Source organism: Cyclobacterium sp. 1_MG-2023, assembly GCF_030546805.1.
Taxonomy (GTDB): Bacteria; Bacteroidota; Bacteroidia; order Cytophagales; family Cyclobacteriaceae; genus Cyclobacterium.
This window is the reverse complement of the sequence record NZ_JAUOPC010000015.1, coordinates 108,509-124,928: the sequence shown is the minus strand read 5'-3', so window position 1 is coordinate 124,928 and position 16,420 is coordinate 108,509. Positions and strand designations below refer to the sequence as shown.

14 protein-coding genes are annotated in these 16,420 nt (G+C 40.0%); 5 read left to right on the top strand and 9 right to left on the bottom strand.

The genetic code is table 11. From position 1 onward, the window contains the following. Window positions 1–146: 146 nt before the first annotated feature. From Q4534_RS20650 to Q4534_RS20615, 8 genes are all read right to left on the bottom strand, one after another. Window positions 147–1,217, bottom strand: coding sequence for a dipeptidase (locus Q4534_RS20650; protein ID WP_303615053.1), 1,071 nt, complete (start codon window positions 1,215–1,217; stop codon window positions 147–149). Between the two features lie 34 nt (window positions 1,218–1,251). After that, window positions 1,252–2,379: a D-TA family PLP-dependent enzyme gene (locus tag Q4534_RS20645; RefSeq protein WP_303615052.1), complete on the bottom strand. Its 1,128-nt coding sequence runs from the start codon at window positions 2,377–2,379 to the stop codon at window positions 1,252–1,254. Further along, a complete protein-coding gene (locus Q4534_RS20640; protein ID WP_303615051.1) occupies window positions 2,372–2,836 on the bottom strand; it encodes a RidA family protein in 465 nt (154 codons plus the stop codon). Before Q4534_RS20640 ends, Q4534_RS20645 begins: the two co-directional genes overlap by 8 nt. Before the next feature lie 21 nt (window positions 2,837–2,857). After that, entirely contained in the window at window positions 2,858–4,177 is a 1,320-nt protein-coding gene (locus Q4534_RS20635; protein WP_303615050.1) for a gluconate:H+ symporter, read from the bottom strand. A gap of 109 nt (window positions 4,178–4,286) precedes the next feature. Continuing rightward, entirely contained in the window at window positions 4,287–5,456 is a 1,170-nt protein-coding gene (locus Q4534_RS20630) for an MFS transporter (RefSeq protein WP_303615049.1), read from the bottom strand. Between the two features lie 45 nt (window positions 5,457–5,501). After that, on the bottom strand, window positions 5,502–6,839 hold the full coding sequence (locus Q4534_RS20625; protein ID WP_303615048.1) for a sulfatase-like hydrolase/transferase: 1,338 nt from the start codon (window positions 6,837–6,839) through the stop codon (window positions 5,502–5,504). A gap of 325 nt (window positions 6,840–7,164) precedes the next feature. Then, window positions 7,165–7,737 (bottom strand): DUF6515 family protein, encoded by a 573-nt coding sequence (locus Q4534_RS20620; RefSeq protein WP_303615047.1) that lies wholly within the window; start codon window positions 7,735–7,737, stop codon window positions 7,165–7,167. A gap of 280 nt (window positions 7,738–8,017) precedes the next feature. Further along, window positions 8,018–10,372, bottom strand: coding sequence for a hypothetical protein (locus Q4534_RS20615; protein ID WP_303615046.1), 2,355 nt, complete (start codon window positions 10,370–10,372; stop codon window positions 8,018–8,020). 219 nt (window positions 10,373–10,591) lie between these two features. Between Q4534_RS20615 and Q4534_RS20610 the strand changes: the two genes are divergently transcribed. From Q4534_RS20610 to Q4534_RS20595, 4 genes are read left to right on the top strand one after another with little or no spacing between them, the layout of a single operon-like run. Next, window positions 10,592–11,812, top strand: a complete 1,221-nt coding sequence (locus tag Q4534_RS20610) for a DUF4105 domain-containing protein (RefSeq protein ID WP_303615045.1) — start codon at window positions 10,592–10,594, stop codon at window positions 11,810–11,812. Between the two features lie 57 nt (window positions 11,813–11,869). Then, the gene (uvrB, locus tag Q4534_RS20605; protein WP_303615044.1) at window positions 11,870–13,906 is read left to right on the top strand and encodes an excinuclease ABC subunit UvrB; all 2,037 of its coding nucleotides are present in this window, start codon (window positions 11,870–11,872) and stop codon (window positions 13,904–13,906) included. Beyond that, window positions 13,907–14,347 (top strand): hypothetical protein, encoded by a 441-nt coding sequence (locus tag Q4534_RS20600; RefSeq protein ID WP_303615043.1) that lies wholly within the window; start codon window positions 13,907–13,909, stop codon window positions 14,345–14,347. A gap of 8 nt (window positions 14,348–14,355) precedes the next feature. Next, the gene (locus Q4534_RS20595; protein WP_303615042.1) at window positions 14,356–15,000 is read left to right on the top strand and encodes a helix-turn-helix domain-containing protein; all 645 of its coding nucleotides are present in this window, start codon (window positions 14,356–14,358) and stop codon (window positions 14,998–15,000) included. Here Q4534_RS20595 and Q4534_RS20590 read toward each other — a convergent pair. Further along, window positions 14,984–15,499, bottom strand: a complete 516-nt coding sequence (locus Q4534_RS20590; protein ID WP_303615041.1) for a regulatory protein RecX — start codon at window positions 15,497–15,499, stop codon at window positions 14,984–14,986. The two genes, Q4534_RS20595 and Q4534_RS20590, sit on opposite strands and share 17 nt — an antisense overlap. A 73-nt stretch (window positions 15,500–15,572) precedes the next feature. Between Q4534_RS20590 and tpiA the strand changes: the two genes are divergently transcribed. After that, window positions 15,573–16,334 (top strand): triose-phosphate isomerase, encoded by a 762-nt coding sequence (gene tpiA / locus Q4534_RS20585; protein WP_303615040.1) that lies wholly within the window; start codon window positions 15,573–15,575, stop codon window positions 16,332–16,334. Window positions 16,335–16,420: the final 86 nt, after the last annotated feature.

Sequence of the window (16,420 nt, the reverse complement as noted above, 5' to 3'; positions counted from 1 at the left end):
GTTAAACAAAAAATTACCGACCAATTCAATAATAAACAAAAAACCCCTTTCTAACCAATTAGAAAGGGGTTTCAAAGGCTTTAAACCTACAAAAACCTGAAATATTTTTGTTTAATTTTACTATATATAATTAAACAAAAATCCGATTATGACCAAGCTTCATTCAAAAATCGCAACCAATTTTTATGCATCACCTTCTCAACATCGTCTTCTGTATAGCCTCTTTTCAGCAACATTCCCGGGATTCTTGCGATATCCGCAATCGTTTCGAGGTCATAAGGACTCTGCTCTCTACCATAGGCACCATCTAAATCCGTACCTATCCCAATATGGTTTGCATTACCTGCAATTTGACAAATATGGTCCATATGGTCCACCACTTTCTCCAGATCACAATCCATCTCCTTAGGTAAAGACTTCCCTCTAATCCAACCCGGCACCATCATCCAAGCGTCTAAAGCACCACCAATAACTGCCCCTCTATCTACAAGGGCTTTGATCATATCATCGCTAAACTGCCTATTGTGATCAACCAGCGCCCTACAATTATTGTGACTAGCCCAAACGGGACCATTGAAATGATCCAATGCCTCCCAAAAACACACATCACATAAATGGGTGGCGTCTAAAATAATATTTAATCGCTCCATTTCTTTGAGCAAGGCCCTGCCACTTTCTCCTAGAGGACCGGAAGCATCGGTTCCTTGCGCATACCTACCCGGCCCGTAATGGGCGGGTCCAAGGGCTCTCAATCCATTTTCATAGGCTTTTTCTAGATAGCTTAGCTCTACAATGGAATCTGCTCCCTCCAAGGAAAGAATGTACCCAACCGGTTTTTTATCATTCGGCTCTCCATTCATCCATAGTTTGACGTGCTCATTCAATTGCTTTTTATCTCTAATCTGAACCATCTCCCCTTTGTCCTCCATGGCTTTATACCAAGCCAACTGCCCTTGGGTTTGAGCCCAAGCTTGTTCAGGACTATTCCATCCCGGGAGTGGGTTGTCCGGTGCCACGTACCGAGCAATTTGTGTCGCCACTACCAGACCAATTTCTCCCTTTCTTAGGGTAGGTAAAGAAACAGTAGCATTTCCACGGTCTGTTTTATCAGTCATCCCTTTTTCTCGGGCATTTATGGCTTCCACAGGCTGGGTAAGGTCCCTATTCCATTCAAGGGCATTCATGCTTAAATCCAAATGGGCATCTATAGTAAACATCTTTGTTGTTAATTTATGTGTTAAATGAGTATACCTAAAAAGTAATTCTCCTGTCTCTGGCTAGGGTTTTCCAGCTTGCTACTTGCTCTCCATCCTGAATAACCAGTGCTTCTTGGTAAGAAGCAACTGTAGGACAAATATGAATCGGAACCGCATATAAAACATCTCCTATTTTATAGGAATGTCCCTCTTTGGCTTCCAAGACCAAGTGTTCCTCACTGTGACTTACCGGCTCCAGTTCCGGGGCATTAAGAAATTTAACCCTATTATCTAAAGGGTTTTCGGAAGCAATTGCTTTATAACCTAGATCGACACATATGTAATTGGAAGTAGGTAAAGACACCACCCGACACAATACCAATGCTGCATATAAAAAAGACTGCTCAGGAAGCCCACTTGCATACCCTTCATCCCAGTAAATAAATGTACCGGGCGCACAAGTGATTCTTTCCCTTTTGGAATGAAAAGGGAAGGTGGTTGACCCTCCGGCAATAACATCTAAAGTTATATGGTGTTTTTTCTCCAGTTTTTCTCGCATTTGAGCGATTGGAGCAAAACCAGCATCGCAAGCTGCTTCCCTTTTTTTAAGGTCTGGATCTCGCAAGTGACCATCATACAAATGAAAACCCACTACCTGTAAGCCTTCCATGGCCACCAATTCCTCAAACAATTCCTCTGCAGCTGCTCCGGGAGCAATACCTGTTCTATTTGTCCCTGCATTCAGGTCAATATAAACACCAATCGTTTGACCGGCTTCCAATGCTTTTTCATTCAAGGCTTTGGCCGCGTCCACATGGTCTATTAAACACTGAAACTTAACTTCCGGATACTCGGCAACCAAAGTCAAAAACCGATCAACCTTAGGACCTACTGGCTGATAAGCCATTAATATATCCTTTGCCCCAACAGTAGCAAGCAATTCAATTTCAGCAATTGTCGCGCCTTTAAAGGCTGTGATTCCCGCATCCATCATGAGTAGGCAGGCCTCGGCAGATTTATTGGTCTTCACATGAGGTCTAAGCCGGTCAGCGGTACCTACCTCTTGGATTACTTTCTCAATGTTTTTTTTGGCCCTATCCAAATAGACCAGCAAAGCAGGACTATCAATTTTTTCGGGATGGTTTAATTTAAACCAATTGTCTTGCATATTATTTCTATTCATTTAATTCAAATGTGGCCTCAATCTCTACGGATATATTTCCCGGCAGAGAACCAAACCCTACAGCACTTCTAGAGCCAAGACCATTGTCTTCTCCCCAGACATCGGCAAATAATTCACTGCACCCATTGATAACGAAAGGATGCTCTTCAAAGTCTAGGGCACAGTTTACCATCCCCAATACCTTGACCACCCTTTTGATTTTATTAAGGCTTCCCAACTGGGTTTGAAGTGTTGACAACATGGTCAAGCCTACTTGGCGCGCAGCCTCTTTTCCTTGCTCTTTGTCCAAGTCTATACCTATTTTCCCTCTGATCATGTCACCATTTGGTAAAACCGGCCCATGACCTGAAAGAAACAGTAGATTACCGGTGATAACAATAGGACGATATACACCACCTGGAGGTGGTGCAGGAGGCAATACTAAACCCAACTCTTTAACTTTTGCTTCTGCAGACATATTATTTTTTTTTAGTTTATATTATATAAATAAATCCAAAATAAGCACACCTAAAAGACCCAAAATTGACAATACTGTTTCCAGCATGGTCCATGAGAGAAAGGTTTGCTTTATACTTAAATTAAAATACTCTTTTACCAACCAAAATCCTCCATCATTGACATGAGAAAAAACCAAACTCCCGCTTCCAATCGCCAATACCATAAGGTTAGGATTTCCAACCCCTGAAGCAACCAAGGGAGCAATTATACCTGCTGCGGTAAGGGCTGCAACTGTGGCAGATCCTACGGAAACCCTAATTACTGCAGCGATCAGCCAGCCCAATAAAAGAGGATTGATGGACAATTGCTGCAACGAAGCACCAATATCTCCACTAACCCCACTTTCCACCAACACTTCTTTATAGGCTCCTGCACCTGCTATAATCAAAAGTATCAGCGCAATATCTTTTACCGCTGATGCATAACCATTCATAACCTCTGCCACTTTGATCTTCTTCAGGATACCAAGACTAAAGGTCGCCCAAGTCAAAGAAATTAACATGACAATATTAGGGTCTCCAATAAACATCATGAATCCATACGCAGGGCTATCTGTATCCATTTTAAGACCTACCAAAGACAACACTATCAGAAGGAAGACTGGAAGTAAGGCAGTAAAAAGGCTATTCGCCAAGCCTGGCAATTCACTTTCTTCCTTTGGTTTCACATTAAAAACATCTAAAGGAGTAATCTGCATTTTGCGTAAATAGGGAAGCCTTCCCAATAAAGGCCCACCCAAAATTATTACCGGAATCCCAATAATAAATCCATAGATCAGAGTAGTTCCCATATTGGCTCCAAATTGGGCGACTAACGCTACCGGAGCCGGATGTGGAGGAAGAAGACCATGGGTAATGGACAAGGCAGCAAGCATTGGCATACCCAAAATCATTACTGGAACTTTATATTGGTAAGCTACCGCAAAGACCAGCGGCACCAACAGTACAAAACCCACATTAAAAAACAATGGAATGCCCACGATAAAAGCGGTAAGCCCTATCGCCCAATGGACATGTTTTTGCCCAAAGCTGTTCATTAGGAATTGAGCAATCCGCTGAGCAGCTCCACTATCTGCCACGATCTTACCCAGCATAGCTCCTAAAACAATTACAATCACCAATGCTCCCATCAGGTTTCCTATCCCCCTTTGCACCGCACTAGAGATCTCATCAAGAGGTATTCCTAGCAATAGCCCCGCTATAATGGAGGTTATTAGGAATGCTATAAATGGCTCAACCTTGATCCAAACGATCAGTCCAACCAAAAACAAAATACTTGAGGCGACAATAATAAAAGTCATAGTGGTTTTTAAACTAAGCCAAAAATTACAGCATATTCTGCTAAATGCCTATTTCGCTATAAAAAACTTCAATAATTAATTTGACTTTTAGCTAGAACAGATGAAGTCACTATTTTTTTTCGTTGAGTAAGCCTATTAAACCTAGGCAGGGACCGATGGCTAAAACAAGGAATATCGCATTGGAATCCGTAAAGACCATCATTCCAGTGACCAATTGAATGCTAATGATCGATATTGTATAACCTATACTATTTACTATTGTAAGCGCTGTTCCTTTGATATCAGCCGTTGCATGCTGTGCCACTAGGGTAGACAGTAAAGGAGAATCAGCAATGATCACGATTCCCCAGAAAAAAAGAAAACCAACAAACAGAAACTCATTATGACTAGAAAGCAATAGGGGAGATAAAAGGCAACAAAGGCCTGACAACAGCAAAAAGATAAAAGCCAAACGTTTAATACCAAAACTTGAAGCCAGAAAACCACTAAACACACAAGCAAGACCTCCTACACCAATGATTAAAAAGGAAAGCAATGGCACATTCAAAGTCGAATCCGGCTGTTCAGCAATAAATTTTAATAAAATCACAGGCACAAAGGCCCAAAAGGTATAAAGTTCCCACATATGACCGAAATACCCAAAGGATACGGAACGAAACTTTTTGTTTTCAAAAATCTTAAAAAAAGCGGAAATTTTCGCAGGCTGACCGGGTTTACGAAAAGGGCCATTCGGTACCAAAATCAACATCAAAAAGCCACCCAAAAGGCCCAATCCGGAGGTGGCAACCAATATAGCTTTCCATGGGTAGGATCCACCCATTTCTTTTAGCAAATGAGGAAAGGCTGTTCCGAGCACCAGTGCACCTACCAAAAATCCAAGCGACTTACCCAACCCTTTTTCATAGTAATCAGCCGCTATTTTCATCCCCACGGGATAAATCCCTGCAAGAAAAAAGCCCGTGAAAAATCGCAAAAAAATCAAACTCAGCAATCCATTGCCATCCCAAGTCACGCCTAAGTTGAACAAAGCTCCTATCAAGGCACTGAAAAAAAACACTTTCGAAGGTGAAAATCGATCCGCAATTGTTAAGAGTGCAAAAACCAAGGTACCTATAATGAAACCAAACTGTACGGCTGAAGTCAAATGCCCTAAAGCACCTGGTTTCAAGTCAAAATTCAAAACAAGGTCATTGATCACACCATTTCCTGCAAACCAAAGGGAGGTACAGCAAAACTGGGAGAATACAATTACAGGAAGAATTATTTTAGAGTGTTTCAAATGCTATATTTTCAATGGACCCTTAGGTGACTTTTGGAGAACATTTTATCTTGACACCAAATCCACTCCTTCTCTAACTTCTACAGCCCAGGTTTCAAGTTTGTTCAAAAGCCTTTTACTTAAGTCGGGCACTTTGGAACCCAAGTCATTCCGCTCTTCTAAATCCTCAGACAAGTTAAAAAGTTCAATTTTTTTACCTGCTTTATTTTCAACCAACACCAACTTCCAATCACCACTTCTGATAAAACTTTTATTGCCATAGGCAAAGAAAACATCTCTTTCGGGTAGTTTTTTCTGTTCAAGTAGGTTCTCTTTAATACTAATCCCATCTATTGCTGAGCCGGGTTCCTTGCCGATAAAATCCAACAAAGTTGGTAGCAAATCCATGGAGAGGACCGTTTGATCATTGACACCTCCTCCTTTTATCTGTTTAGGAAAGCTGAAGATAGCGGGAACCCTACTTCCTCCTTCATAAGGCCCTGCCTTAAATCCTCTCAACCCTCCATTATTCCCATAATGATTGGCACCATTGTCAGAAATAAATACGACAATAGTGTTTTCATATTGACCTGTTTCTTTTAGGGTTTGTATAATCTTCCCAACGCCTTCATCCATCACCTCCACCATTTCTTTGTAAATAGAGGATATACTATCCTGGATTACCTCTTGGGTACCTGCTGTTCCAACTTCTCTCAAAACTTTATCAATACGTCTTTGATAAGGAGAGTGGGGTGCTTCATGAGGTAGATATAGAAAAAAGGGCTTCCCTGCAACATGGGGATTGTTTTCTTGGATATATTTCACAGCATAATCAGAAATTAGATCCGTGGTATAGCCTTTTTCATTCTCAATTTCAGCACCTTTCCACCAATCAAGATATCCTTCTTGGTCAATGTGCCCATGATAATCAACATTGCCACTAACAAATCCGACAAATTCATCAAAACCCTGAAGGGTGGGATTGAAAGCTTTGTCATACCCCAAGTGCCATTTACCAAACATACCTGTATTGTAGCCATCCTGTTTAAGCTCCTCTGCCAAAGTAACTTCACTTAAAGCAAGGCCTACCTCCCTATGACTTTTGGCCGTAACAACCCCTTCCACGCCCGTACGTTGCTGGTACTTCCCTGTCATTAACGCTGCTCTAGTGGGACTACATACCGAGCCATTGGAATGATAATCTGTAAACAAAACCCCATTAGAGGCCAACAAATCTAAATTTGGTGTATTAATGTACGCATTCCCATAACAAGAGATGTCCCCATAACCTAAATCGTCGGCCATTATTAACACAATATTTGGTTGCATCGGCAAGTTCTCTTTATTACCACTACATGACACTATCCAAGCACTTACCAACAAAAGGAATAAGTTATTTTTCATTTTATACAGGTATGTTAAATTTGATTAATTAAGATTTGCAGAAAAAGGGGAAATATTGTCGGATCCCAAAAGAATTGTCCTTGAATAGAAACCCAACACTAACGCGAACGCCGGTCGATAGACAAATCATCAATGACCTAGCTAAGTTAGGAATAGAAAAAAACATTTCCTTCTTTTTGGAAATATTCAGTGATAGATTTCCCTCCTCACTAATTCCCTTCGCAAAACTTTTTCACAGCTTAACTCAAATTAAACAACCGGACACACCCTAAACCGCTATTACAAGCGATTATAGGGGAGAACGTTTTTGGAAGTAAATAAGAGACTACTGATCAATAAAGCCAACCACCTCATAGGCCCTGGTCCCATCAATTTGAATTTTTTCATAGAGCACATTTGAAAATTCATAATAGGTATAACCATCAATGGTGACCCTTTCATAATCTTTGGGTAATTCATAAATTATCGTTCCAACTTCAGGCTCTACTACTTCATAGGCATTGTCAACTTGAATGTAAAATATTCCATTGAACCAAAAATAATTTCTTTGCGGGTGTTTAACCCTAATATAACCCATCGGCAGGGTTTTTATACGAAACCCTTTTTTAGGAGCAATAGCTATATACCTCCCCCCTGAATAAGTATAGAATTTATTATTGGCATAATAGTAATTAATACTTTTGTGTTTAATAACGGTTCTACTGGGCAAAGTTCTAACGGTAATTACCTTTTTATTGGGTTTTTTGTATACCACTTTTTTGCTTGGAACCCGTCTATTTTCTTTATTTATGACAACAGCTTTTTTTGATTCTCTCGATTTTTGAGCTGTGGCCATTTCAGGAATGGAGACAGAAAGTAAGAATATTAAAAGGCTGGAAATTTTAATTATATTTTTCATAATCTTAAAATTTTGACCCGGTTTATGCAATAGTTTTTTTTGGCAATCAGCCTAGCGTATTCTCAAAAGCTGCAATTCCAAAGGCAATAAAAAAACCATTGCTTTTCTCGGTGTTAAACATATCCTTTTGACAGCTCATAGAGGGGATGGTTTAATGGGAATAATAAAAACCTACCTGCATTATCAAGAAATAAAGTAAAATAGGAGCGGTATTAGAAAAAAACTAACCAACAATTGAAGCATGCCAAGGCAGTCATTTGTAAATTATAGGCTATTAAAATCAATTAACTTTTATCCACCTTAATTTGTACCGTCTGTTGTGAGAGCTAAACTGAATGAAATAACTCCCGGGAGGAAGGCCTTTCAAATCTTCCTCTAATTTAATCTTCCCAAACGAATCCAAGATGTTTCCTTCTAAAAACAACAAGCCTCCTGAATTCCACACCATATAGGTGAAATCCCGACGATCTTGTAAATCAAATAGCTTCAAATGAACATCGCCTCCTGTGTATGGCATGGGGTAAATCCGTGGCTCTTGGTAGAGAAATCTGGGATTATCCACCCTTAAAACCGGACTGAAACTTAACTCGCCTTCTTCATCTTCAGCTTTGACCTGATAAAACCAATAGGGTTGATCAAAAGTTAAAAAACCATCTTTAAACCTCACCTTGTCTCCATAATCCTGACTCGATATTACTTCTATTGGAATAAACTCCATGCTTTGACCATCAGCTCTTAAAACAGTATAGACTGCAGGCAATTTGGTGTCATTCAGCCAAGCTATTTCTACAGCATCTCCTTTAAGCAAGGCCTCAAACTCCAACCAGTCCAAAGGCAATACACTTAATTCATCGATACTTGAAATAGCAAAAGCATTGTTCAACATTTCCTCCAAAGCCACCGTCCTTCCTGCCCATAATTTACCTGACAGCTCACTGGCAGGTAAATGCAAGCCTGCTGCTGCCGCTCCATTCCCAGTCAATCTCAAATGATCAACATCTTGAATACCCAGATCATCTGACAAAACCCAGAGGTTAATCGTTGAAGAAGGTGCGGCCGCAGCAGTTATTTCAAAATAACTGTTCAGCTCGTAAACAATTCTTGTCCCATCTACATCAGTGAAACCGGGATCATAGGTAACGCCGGGATTATTAAAATAACGAATAACAATACTATTACCCTGATCTGGAAGGTCTCCGTCCAATAATAAATGTCTCGGAAACCCTAGTTCATTGTCAAAAAATGGAAACAAAGCATTTCCTTGATCCGGAGATTCAGGAAGATTATGATAAACTATTTCCTCCAAATTATGCCAATTCCCGCTACTGTAATTATAGCTTCCTGAGGACCCAAAATCCAATAAAAGCGAATTGTTTAAAAAATTAATATCTCCGGCGAGTTGCTCAAAGTTTTGAAGAATACTCAGGTCATATTCAATAATTAGCATCCCGGAACCTTTATTCACATCCAGTTCAGCCAGTTCAAAAGATGGAATGGAAATCTGCTGGTCAGTAACTCCCTCAACAATCAGGCGGGTTGAGGTGCCGTTGACCATTCCTCCATCCAAATACATTATGTCTCCTACACCCTTTAATAGTGGTGGCAAGACCTTCTCTGCCTTACCTGAAAAATACAAATGGTTGTAGACAAAGTCATCCTCAGATGCTGTCATGCTACTTTCTAAAAACGCTTGGGTACTCCCTTCTCCGGCATAGATAACATTTCCATCCAGTTGCACGCTGACCGCATCAATTATGGGTTGCTCTCCGGAAAGCACCAGATTCCCCCCTTCCTCGAGCACAAAAGAACTCGCAGGCCTGCTTTCGGACCTGCGTATAATTTGATTGAAGGCTTTGGTCCCCTCAGAAATTAATGTGGCTCCGGACAATATCCTAAAATCCCCATAATCTTCAGCTCCAAACCCCTCTTGGGTATTGAATGAAAAAGTTGAAGTATAGAAAGGAGTCTGTTCATCATTGAGGGTTTGTCTTACGGTACCACTTTCCACTAAAAAGCTATTGGCTTTAAAAGCCGCATTAACTACCAGGGTATCTTCCGCATCAGGGGCAAAAATCACCGCAAACCGACTGTTTAAATTGCTGGCACTCCAGGAATTCCGATCAACAATGGTTCGGCTATTCCCTTTAAAAACGAGGGTTCCTGTTTCCGGATAAATCCAATCTGTAATTCCTGATGTAGCATTGAAATACTCAAAATTGCCGGCTTCCTCTGTTATGCTATGCAACTGCCCATAAATCCATAATTCGTAGGTTTGTAAATTAAGCTTTTTACCGGGATCAATGGATGAAATGGTCTGAGCAAAAAGGTATAAACTTCCTACCTCTTCTGATTGGGTCAACCTCACTTCTTGCTTCCATCCAATAAACACCCTGCTGAACCGGTCTGGATAATCCGTCGCAGGTATCCACTCTGTCCCATTGTATTGTTCCCAGATATTGGGATCGTCCCAATCTCCCACCCCATCTTCAGACAAATTGCTTCTAAAACAGTTACTGTCAAGGGGGATGGCAGCTATGGAAGGAAAACTTATGAATGAAAATAGCGTAGCAAGGATAATGGTTGATATGAACCGTTTAGGATAATTAAAAATCGCTATTTTATAAAAAATATCCATAACAAAAATGAATAATTAATTAAAATAGTGATTTTACATTAATTTTCAAAATATATAATCCAAATAAACTAATATAAACTTCTTTTATATCGCTTTAAACCGCAAAAACAAACGAATCAATAAGCCTTTTATTTAAAGAAAACGGATATCAGGATAACTCAAATATTACTTTAAATTTGTAAGGTAATCTGATATTTTCCCCATACTGCATTTAATATTATGCCATTAGAAATTCTCAAGCACAACTTCCGAAAAACGCTCTATTTGGGTATCTTTTTGTTCCTAGCTTTTTTTACCACAGTGCCCGCCTCTGCTGTAACGTACAAAATAAGCCTGCTTACCTGTGACCCCGGAGATGAGTTGTACTCCATATTTGGCCACAGTGCCATTCGGATAGTAGAATTAGAAAGTGGACAGGATCTGGTTTTCAATTATGGAACCTTCGATTTTAACACGCCATTTTTCTATATTAAGTTTATTCGACGCACCTTGGATTACCAATTGTCATTGACTACCACAGCCAATTTTTTGAGGGAATACAATTATTTCAAACGAAATGTCCGGGAGCAGGAATTGAACCTATCCCCTGAACAAAGCCAGGCAGTTGTGGCTTTTTTGCAAAACAACTACCAGCCCGAAAACAGGAAATACAGGTATGATTTCTTCTTTGACAATTGTGCTACCAGAATTACCGACATGTTAGAAAGTGTTTTGGGCCAATCATTGAAATGGAATTACCCTACTGAAACGGATGAAAAGACTTTTAGGAATTTAATTGACGAGTATGTTTACCCCCTTCCTTGGTCTGATTTAGGCATAGATCTTGCTTTGGGTGCAGTGATCGACAGGGAAGCTACTGAGGCAGAAAAAGCCTTTCTTCCAGATTATTTAGAGGCATCGTTTGGAAGTGCTACAATTATAGGAGATGGACCGGAAAGACCTTTGGTGAGCCGAACCAACACCGTTTACGACTTCCCAGAAACATCGGAAAATAAGATTAATTTGGTTAATCCTTATGTGATTTTTTGGGTATTTGCGATCCTTGTTGGTATTTTAACCTTTATTGGTTTTAAGAAAAAACGTTTGATCAAAGGTTTTGACATTAGCCTCTTCACCATTTTGGGATTGTTGGGAGTATTGCTTGTATTTCTTTGGTTTTTCACTGCGCATTCTCAAACCAAAAACAATTGGAACCTCTTTTGGGCATTTCCGGGTCATTTGTATATCAGTTATTTATTGATCAAAAAACCCAATAAAGCGATTTTGAAAAAACTACTATTAGTCGCAATGATTTTGGCCGATTTGGCTTTGGTGGTTTGGTTATTGGGCTTTCAATCATTCCATCCCAGTATTTTGCCCCTATTGTTGATCGTTATTCTTAGGACAAATTTCCTATACTATAACATTGACCGGTTCAGCTATTTAAGGAAAAGAAGCTGAATCATCAAACTATTCAATACCAATCAAGCGTTGTAGGTATATAATTTAAAAAACCAGATGAGCTTCAATATTATTTCAGATTATGTCCCAACGGGTGACCAGCCTAAAGCCATCAAAAGCCTAGTAGAAGGCATCAATTCTGCCGAACCCTCTCAAGTCTTATTAGGAGTAACCGGTTCAGGAAAGACTTTTACTGTAGCCAATGTGATCCAGGAGGTACAAAAGCCCACTTTGGTACTGAGTCATAACAAGACATTGGCCGCGCAATTGTATGGAGAATTCAAACAGTTTTTCCCCAACAATTCTGTAGAATATTTTATCAGTTATTATGACTACTACCAGCCCGAGGCATTTATTCCCACCAGTAGTACCTATATAGAAAAAGACCTTTCAATTAATGAAGAAATTGAAAAGCTAAGACTTTCGGCTACTTCTGCCCTTCTGTCCGGTAGACGAGATGTAATCGTTGTGGCATCCGTTTCTTGTATTTACGGTATAGGAAACCCCGATGAATTTGGTAAAAATGTTATAAGAGTTCAAGAAGGGGACAGAATCCCGAGAAACCAATTCCTGTTCAAATTGGTGGAAGTCCTTTACAGCAGAACCTCAGGAGATTTTACCAGAGGGACTTTTAGAGTAAAGGGGGATACGGTAGATATTTTTGTGGCCTACGGAGATTTTGCTTATCGGATATTCTTCTGGGGGGATGAAATTGAAGCCATTCAGAGAGTAGATCCAGTGAGTGGGAAAAAACTATCTGACGAAAAAATCATCAGCATTTTCCCTGCTAATTTGTTTGTCACCGGAAGGGATGTGATAGACACCGCCATTCATGAAATTCAAGATGATTTGGTTGCACAAGTAGCTGCCTTTGAACGGGACATGAAACTGATGGAAGCCAAAAGGCTTAAAGAAAGAACGGAATTTGATCTGGAGATGATTAGGGAGCTGGGTTATTGTTCCGGAGTGGAGAATTATTCAAGGTACTTTGATAGGAGACTGCCCGGAACTCGGCCTTTCTGCCTTTTAGATTATTTCCCCGATGATTTCTTGATGGTAATTGATGAGAGCCATGTCACCTTACCTCAGGTAAGGGCCATGTGGGGTGGGGACAGATCCCGGAAAACCAACTTGGTAGACTATGGTTTCCGGCTTCCTTCTGCTTTGGATAATCGGCCTTTAAAATTTGATGAATTTGAATCCCTTACGAATCAAGTCATTTACGTAAGTGCTACCCCTGGGGACTATGAGCTCAATAAGTCTGAAGGTGTTGTTATTGAGCAGATCATCCGTCCTACAGGACTTCTTGACCCCATTATTGAAGTTAGACCTAGCGCCGATCAGATCGATGACCTATTGGATGAGATCGACCAAACCATAAAAAATGGTTTCAGGGTATTGGTGACCACCCTTACCAAAAGAATGGCAGAAGAGTTGGACAAGTATTTGGCCAAGGTGGGTGTGAAATCACGCTACATCCATTCCGAGGTAAAACCTTTAGACAGGGTGGAAATATTAAGAGAACTCAGGCTAGGGGTTTTCGATGTACTGGTGGGGGTAAATTTATTGAGAGAAGGTTTAGACTTACCTGAAGTGGCCTTGGTAGCCATTTTAGATGCTGACAAAGAAGGCTTTTTAAGAAATGAAAGGAGCTTGGTTCAAACCATTGGCCGAGCAGCAAGGAATGCCGAGGGAAAGGTAATCATGTATGCAGATAAAACCACTGAGAGCATGCGATTATCCATTGATGAAACCAATAGAAGGAGAGCTAAACAACATGCTTATAATGAAGCAAATGGCATAACTCCTAAAACTGTCATCAAGTCACATGACAGAATTATGGGGCAAACCAAAGTTGCCGACAGTAAACGAAATGCCAAAGTATATGTGGAAAATAATCCGGAAGAAATGGATGTGGCCGCAGATCCGGTGATTCAATATTTAAGTAGGGAAAAACTTGAAAAACTAATCACCCAAACCCAAAAAAGGATGGAAGCTGCTGCCAAGGAACTGAACTTTATGGAAGCAGCTAGGTTACGAGATGAATGGATGGGACTCAAGAAAAGACTGGAGACTATAAACCTTGGTAAATAAATGAAAATAATTAAATGCATTGTACTTATTGCAGGAGTATTTATATTAAATATAGGGCAACTGGAAGCTCAACAAGCAGGTGGTAGTTTTTTGATTAGCACGGGAGCTGATTTAATAAGGACTGATTTGAATAAGCTATTAGAAAGGGCACAATTTGGTGCTGAGATCAACTATTTCTACTTGCACCAATTGTCTTTTTCCGGAGGTTATGAATACAATATCAACAATCCAAATCAGGTAACAGCCGGCTTAAGATATTACCCATTAGAACCTGTATTTCTTCGTGCACGTGCACTGTTGGGAAATGGAGCAGACCTCGGACTTGGAGCCGGGTACACCTATAATTTAAGCTATAGGATGCGCCTGGAAGGCATGACAGATTATTATGTTCAACGAAAAGCGATAGGCATTAGGGTTGGACTTGCAGTATTGATAAAATAAAGAAAAAAATGACCACCATTCAGGACATTACGAAACTAGCTCGAAAAGGAGAAGGCCTGCATGTAGAATTTAAAAAGAAAGCAGCTCATCCGGAAAAGATCGTCAAAGAAATCATAGCGATGGCGAATACTGATGGAGGTCATCTATTACTTGGTGTTGACGATGATGGAACGGTAAGTGGTCAACGTCACATTGAGGAAGAAGTCTATGCAATGGACAAGGCCATCAAAGAATTGATTCACCCTCCAATAAAGCTTACCTGCACCGTGAAGGCGCTCAACCAAAAAAAGGGTGTAGCCATTTACAAAATAGACAAAAGTGCTTCAGCACCTCATTATTTGCGCGAAGGAAAAAAGAAAAAAGCCTATGTCAGAGTAGCTGACAGAAGCATTCAAGCCAGCCGGGAAATGTGGGAAATTATGAAGAGGAAAAATAATTCGAACAATGTCATTTTCAAATACGGGAAAAAAGAAGAATTATTAATGAAGGCCTTGGCCAATCAACCATACATTACCTTAAAAGAGTTTATGAACATGGCCCGGATCCCGGTTTACATTGCCTCCAAAACACTGGTAAAACTAGTTATTGCCAATGTTTTGGAGGTCATGCCCCAAGAGTCAGGGGACAGGTTTAAAACTAAAGCCCATCTTTAGTCTCCATCTGCTCCACCACTTCCCAAACAAGATCCGATTCGAAGCCTCTAAATATCAAAAATCGCCCAACTTTGGATTTCTTTTTGTACACATCGCTCTCATTGGTAAGCTTCCACTTCCGATCTGCTAGGTGAAGCAAGGTATCATAGTATTCTTCAGGCTGCAATAAATCTAGCCCTTCCTGAACCAATTGATCAGAGATTCCTCTCATTTTAAGTTCTTGTCGAATCCTAACTCTTCCCCAACGTTTCAAATTAAATCTACCTTTAACGAAACTTCTCACAAATCGCTTTTCATTGATAAAATCCTGGGTTAATAAATTTTGTAGAATTTTATCTTTCTCATCTTCCTCTAAATCGATTTCACCAAGCTTGGTCACAACTTCAGAAATAGCTCGCTCTTGGTAGGCGCAATAAGCAGCTATTTTTTTTAAAGCTTTTGAATAGCTATTGTTCTTTTTTGAACCTGAAACCGAATTTCCTTTTTCTGGAACTGACATTTTACGTAATTTTAGCTTTTGGTATATTAACGGGATAATCCTGACCAAATATATAAATCTAAATAGAAATATCATGCGAAAAAAAATTGTTGCAGGAAACTGGAAAATGAACTGCTTACTTGAAGAAGGCCAAAAACTTACTTCTGAAATAGTAAACATGATAAAAGACGAGCCAATTAAGGACGTTAAGGTCATATTGAATCCTCCTTTTGTACATTTACATGGCGTTAAAAAACTTATTGCAGGAGTAGACAGCATTGCGCTAGGTGCTCAAAACTGCTCTGACAAAGAGGCTGGTGCCTATACCGGAGAAACATCAGCAGCCATGCTCGCTTCATTTGGTGCTGAATACGTTATCATTGGACATAGTGAAAGAAGATCCTTGTTCAACGAGAGCAATGAATTGTTGACTGAAAAAACCAAACAGGCGCTTTCAAATAACTTGACACCAATTTTCTGTTGTGGCGAACCTTTGGAAATCAGAGAGGCAGACACACATGAAGACTATGTAAAAGCTCAGCTTACCGAAAGTTTATTTGGGTTTAGCGAAGATGAAATAAAAAAATTAGTCATTGCCTACGAACCAATTTGGGCAATTGGAACAGGTAAAACCGCTTCTTCGGAGCAAGCACAAGAAATGCATGCTGCTATCCGTAAGCATCTTTCTTCCAAATATGGAGAAGCTGTTGCTGAAGAAATTTCTATTTTATATGGAGGAAGCTGTAAACCCAGCAATGCAAAAGAAATTTTTTCTAAAGCAGATGTAGATGGAGGTTTAATAGGCGGTGCTTCATTAAAATCCCGAGACTTTGTTGACATAGCAAAATCTTTCTAAGTACCAATCTTTATTTAAATCCGGATTATGCATTAGTATTTGTGATGCCTGTCCTGAACATTACCAGGGAGTGTTGCAATCGCAAG

Bases quoted from the DNA above. Each gene is read 5' to 3' on its own strand.
- Q4534_RS20650 (WP_303615053.1), bottom strand. From the start codon at position 1,217: ATGTTTACTATAGATGCCCATTTGGATTTAAGCATGAATGCCCTTGAA.
- Q4534_RS20645 (WP_303615052.1), bottom strand. From the start codon at position 2,379: ATGAATAGAAATAATATGCAAGACAATTGGTTTAAATTAAACCATCCC.
- Q4534_RS20640 (WP_303615051.1), bottom strand. From the start codon at position 2,836: ATGTCTGCAGAAGCAAAAGTTAAAGAGTTGGGTTTAGTATTGCCTCCT.
- Q4534_RS20635 (WP_303615050.1), bottom strand. From the start codon at position 4,177: ATGACTTTTATTATTGTCGCCTCAAGTATTTTGTTTTTGGTTGGACTG.
- Q4534_RS20625 (WP_303615048.1), bottom strand. From the start codon at position 6,839: ATGAAAAATAACTTATTCCTTTTGTTGGTAAGTGCTTGGATAGTGTCA.
- Q4534_RS20620 (WP_303615047.1), bottom strand. From the start codon at position 7,737: ATGAAAAATATAATTAAAATTTCCAGCCTTTTAATATTCTTACTTTCT.
- Q4534_RS20615 (WP_303615046.1), bottom strand. From the start codon at position 10,372: ATGGATATTTTTTATAAAATAGCGATTTTTAATTATCCTAAACGGTTC.
- Q4534_RS20610 (WP_303615045.1), top strand. From the start codon at position 10,592: ATGCCATTAGAAATTCTCAAGCACAACTTCCGAAAAACGCTCTATTTG.
- uvrB (WP_303615044.1), top strand. From the start codon at position 11,870: ATGAGCTTCAATATTATTTCAGATTATGTCCCAACGGGTGACCAGCCT.
- Q4534_RS20600 (WP_303615043.1), top strand. From the start codon at position 13,907: ATGAAAATAATTAAATGCATTGTACTTATTGCAGGAGTATTTATATTA.
- Q4534_RS20595 (WP_303615042.1), top strand. From the start codon at position 14,356: ATGACCACCATTCAGGACATTACGAAACTAGCTCGAAAAGGAGAAGGC.
- Q4534_RS20590 (WP_303615041.1), bottom strand. From the start codon at position 15,499: ATGTCAGTTCCAGAAAAAGGAAATTCGGTTTCAGGTTCAAAAAAGAAC.
- tpiA (WP_303615040.1), top strand. From the start codon at position 15,573: ATGCGAAAAAAAATTGTTGCAGGAAACTGGAAAATGAACTGCTTACTT.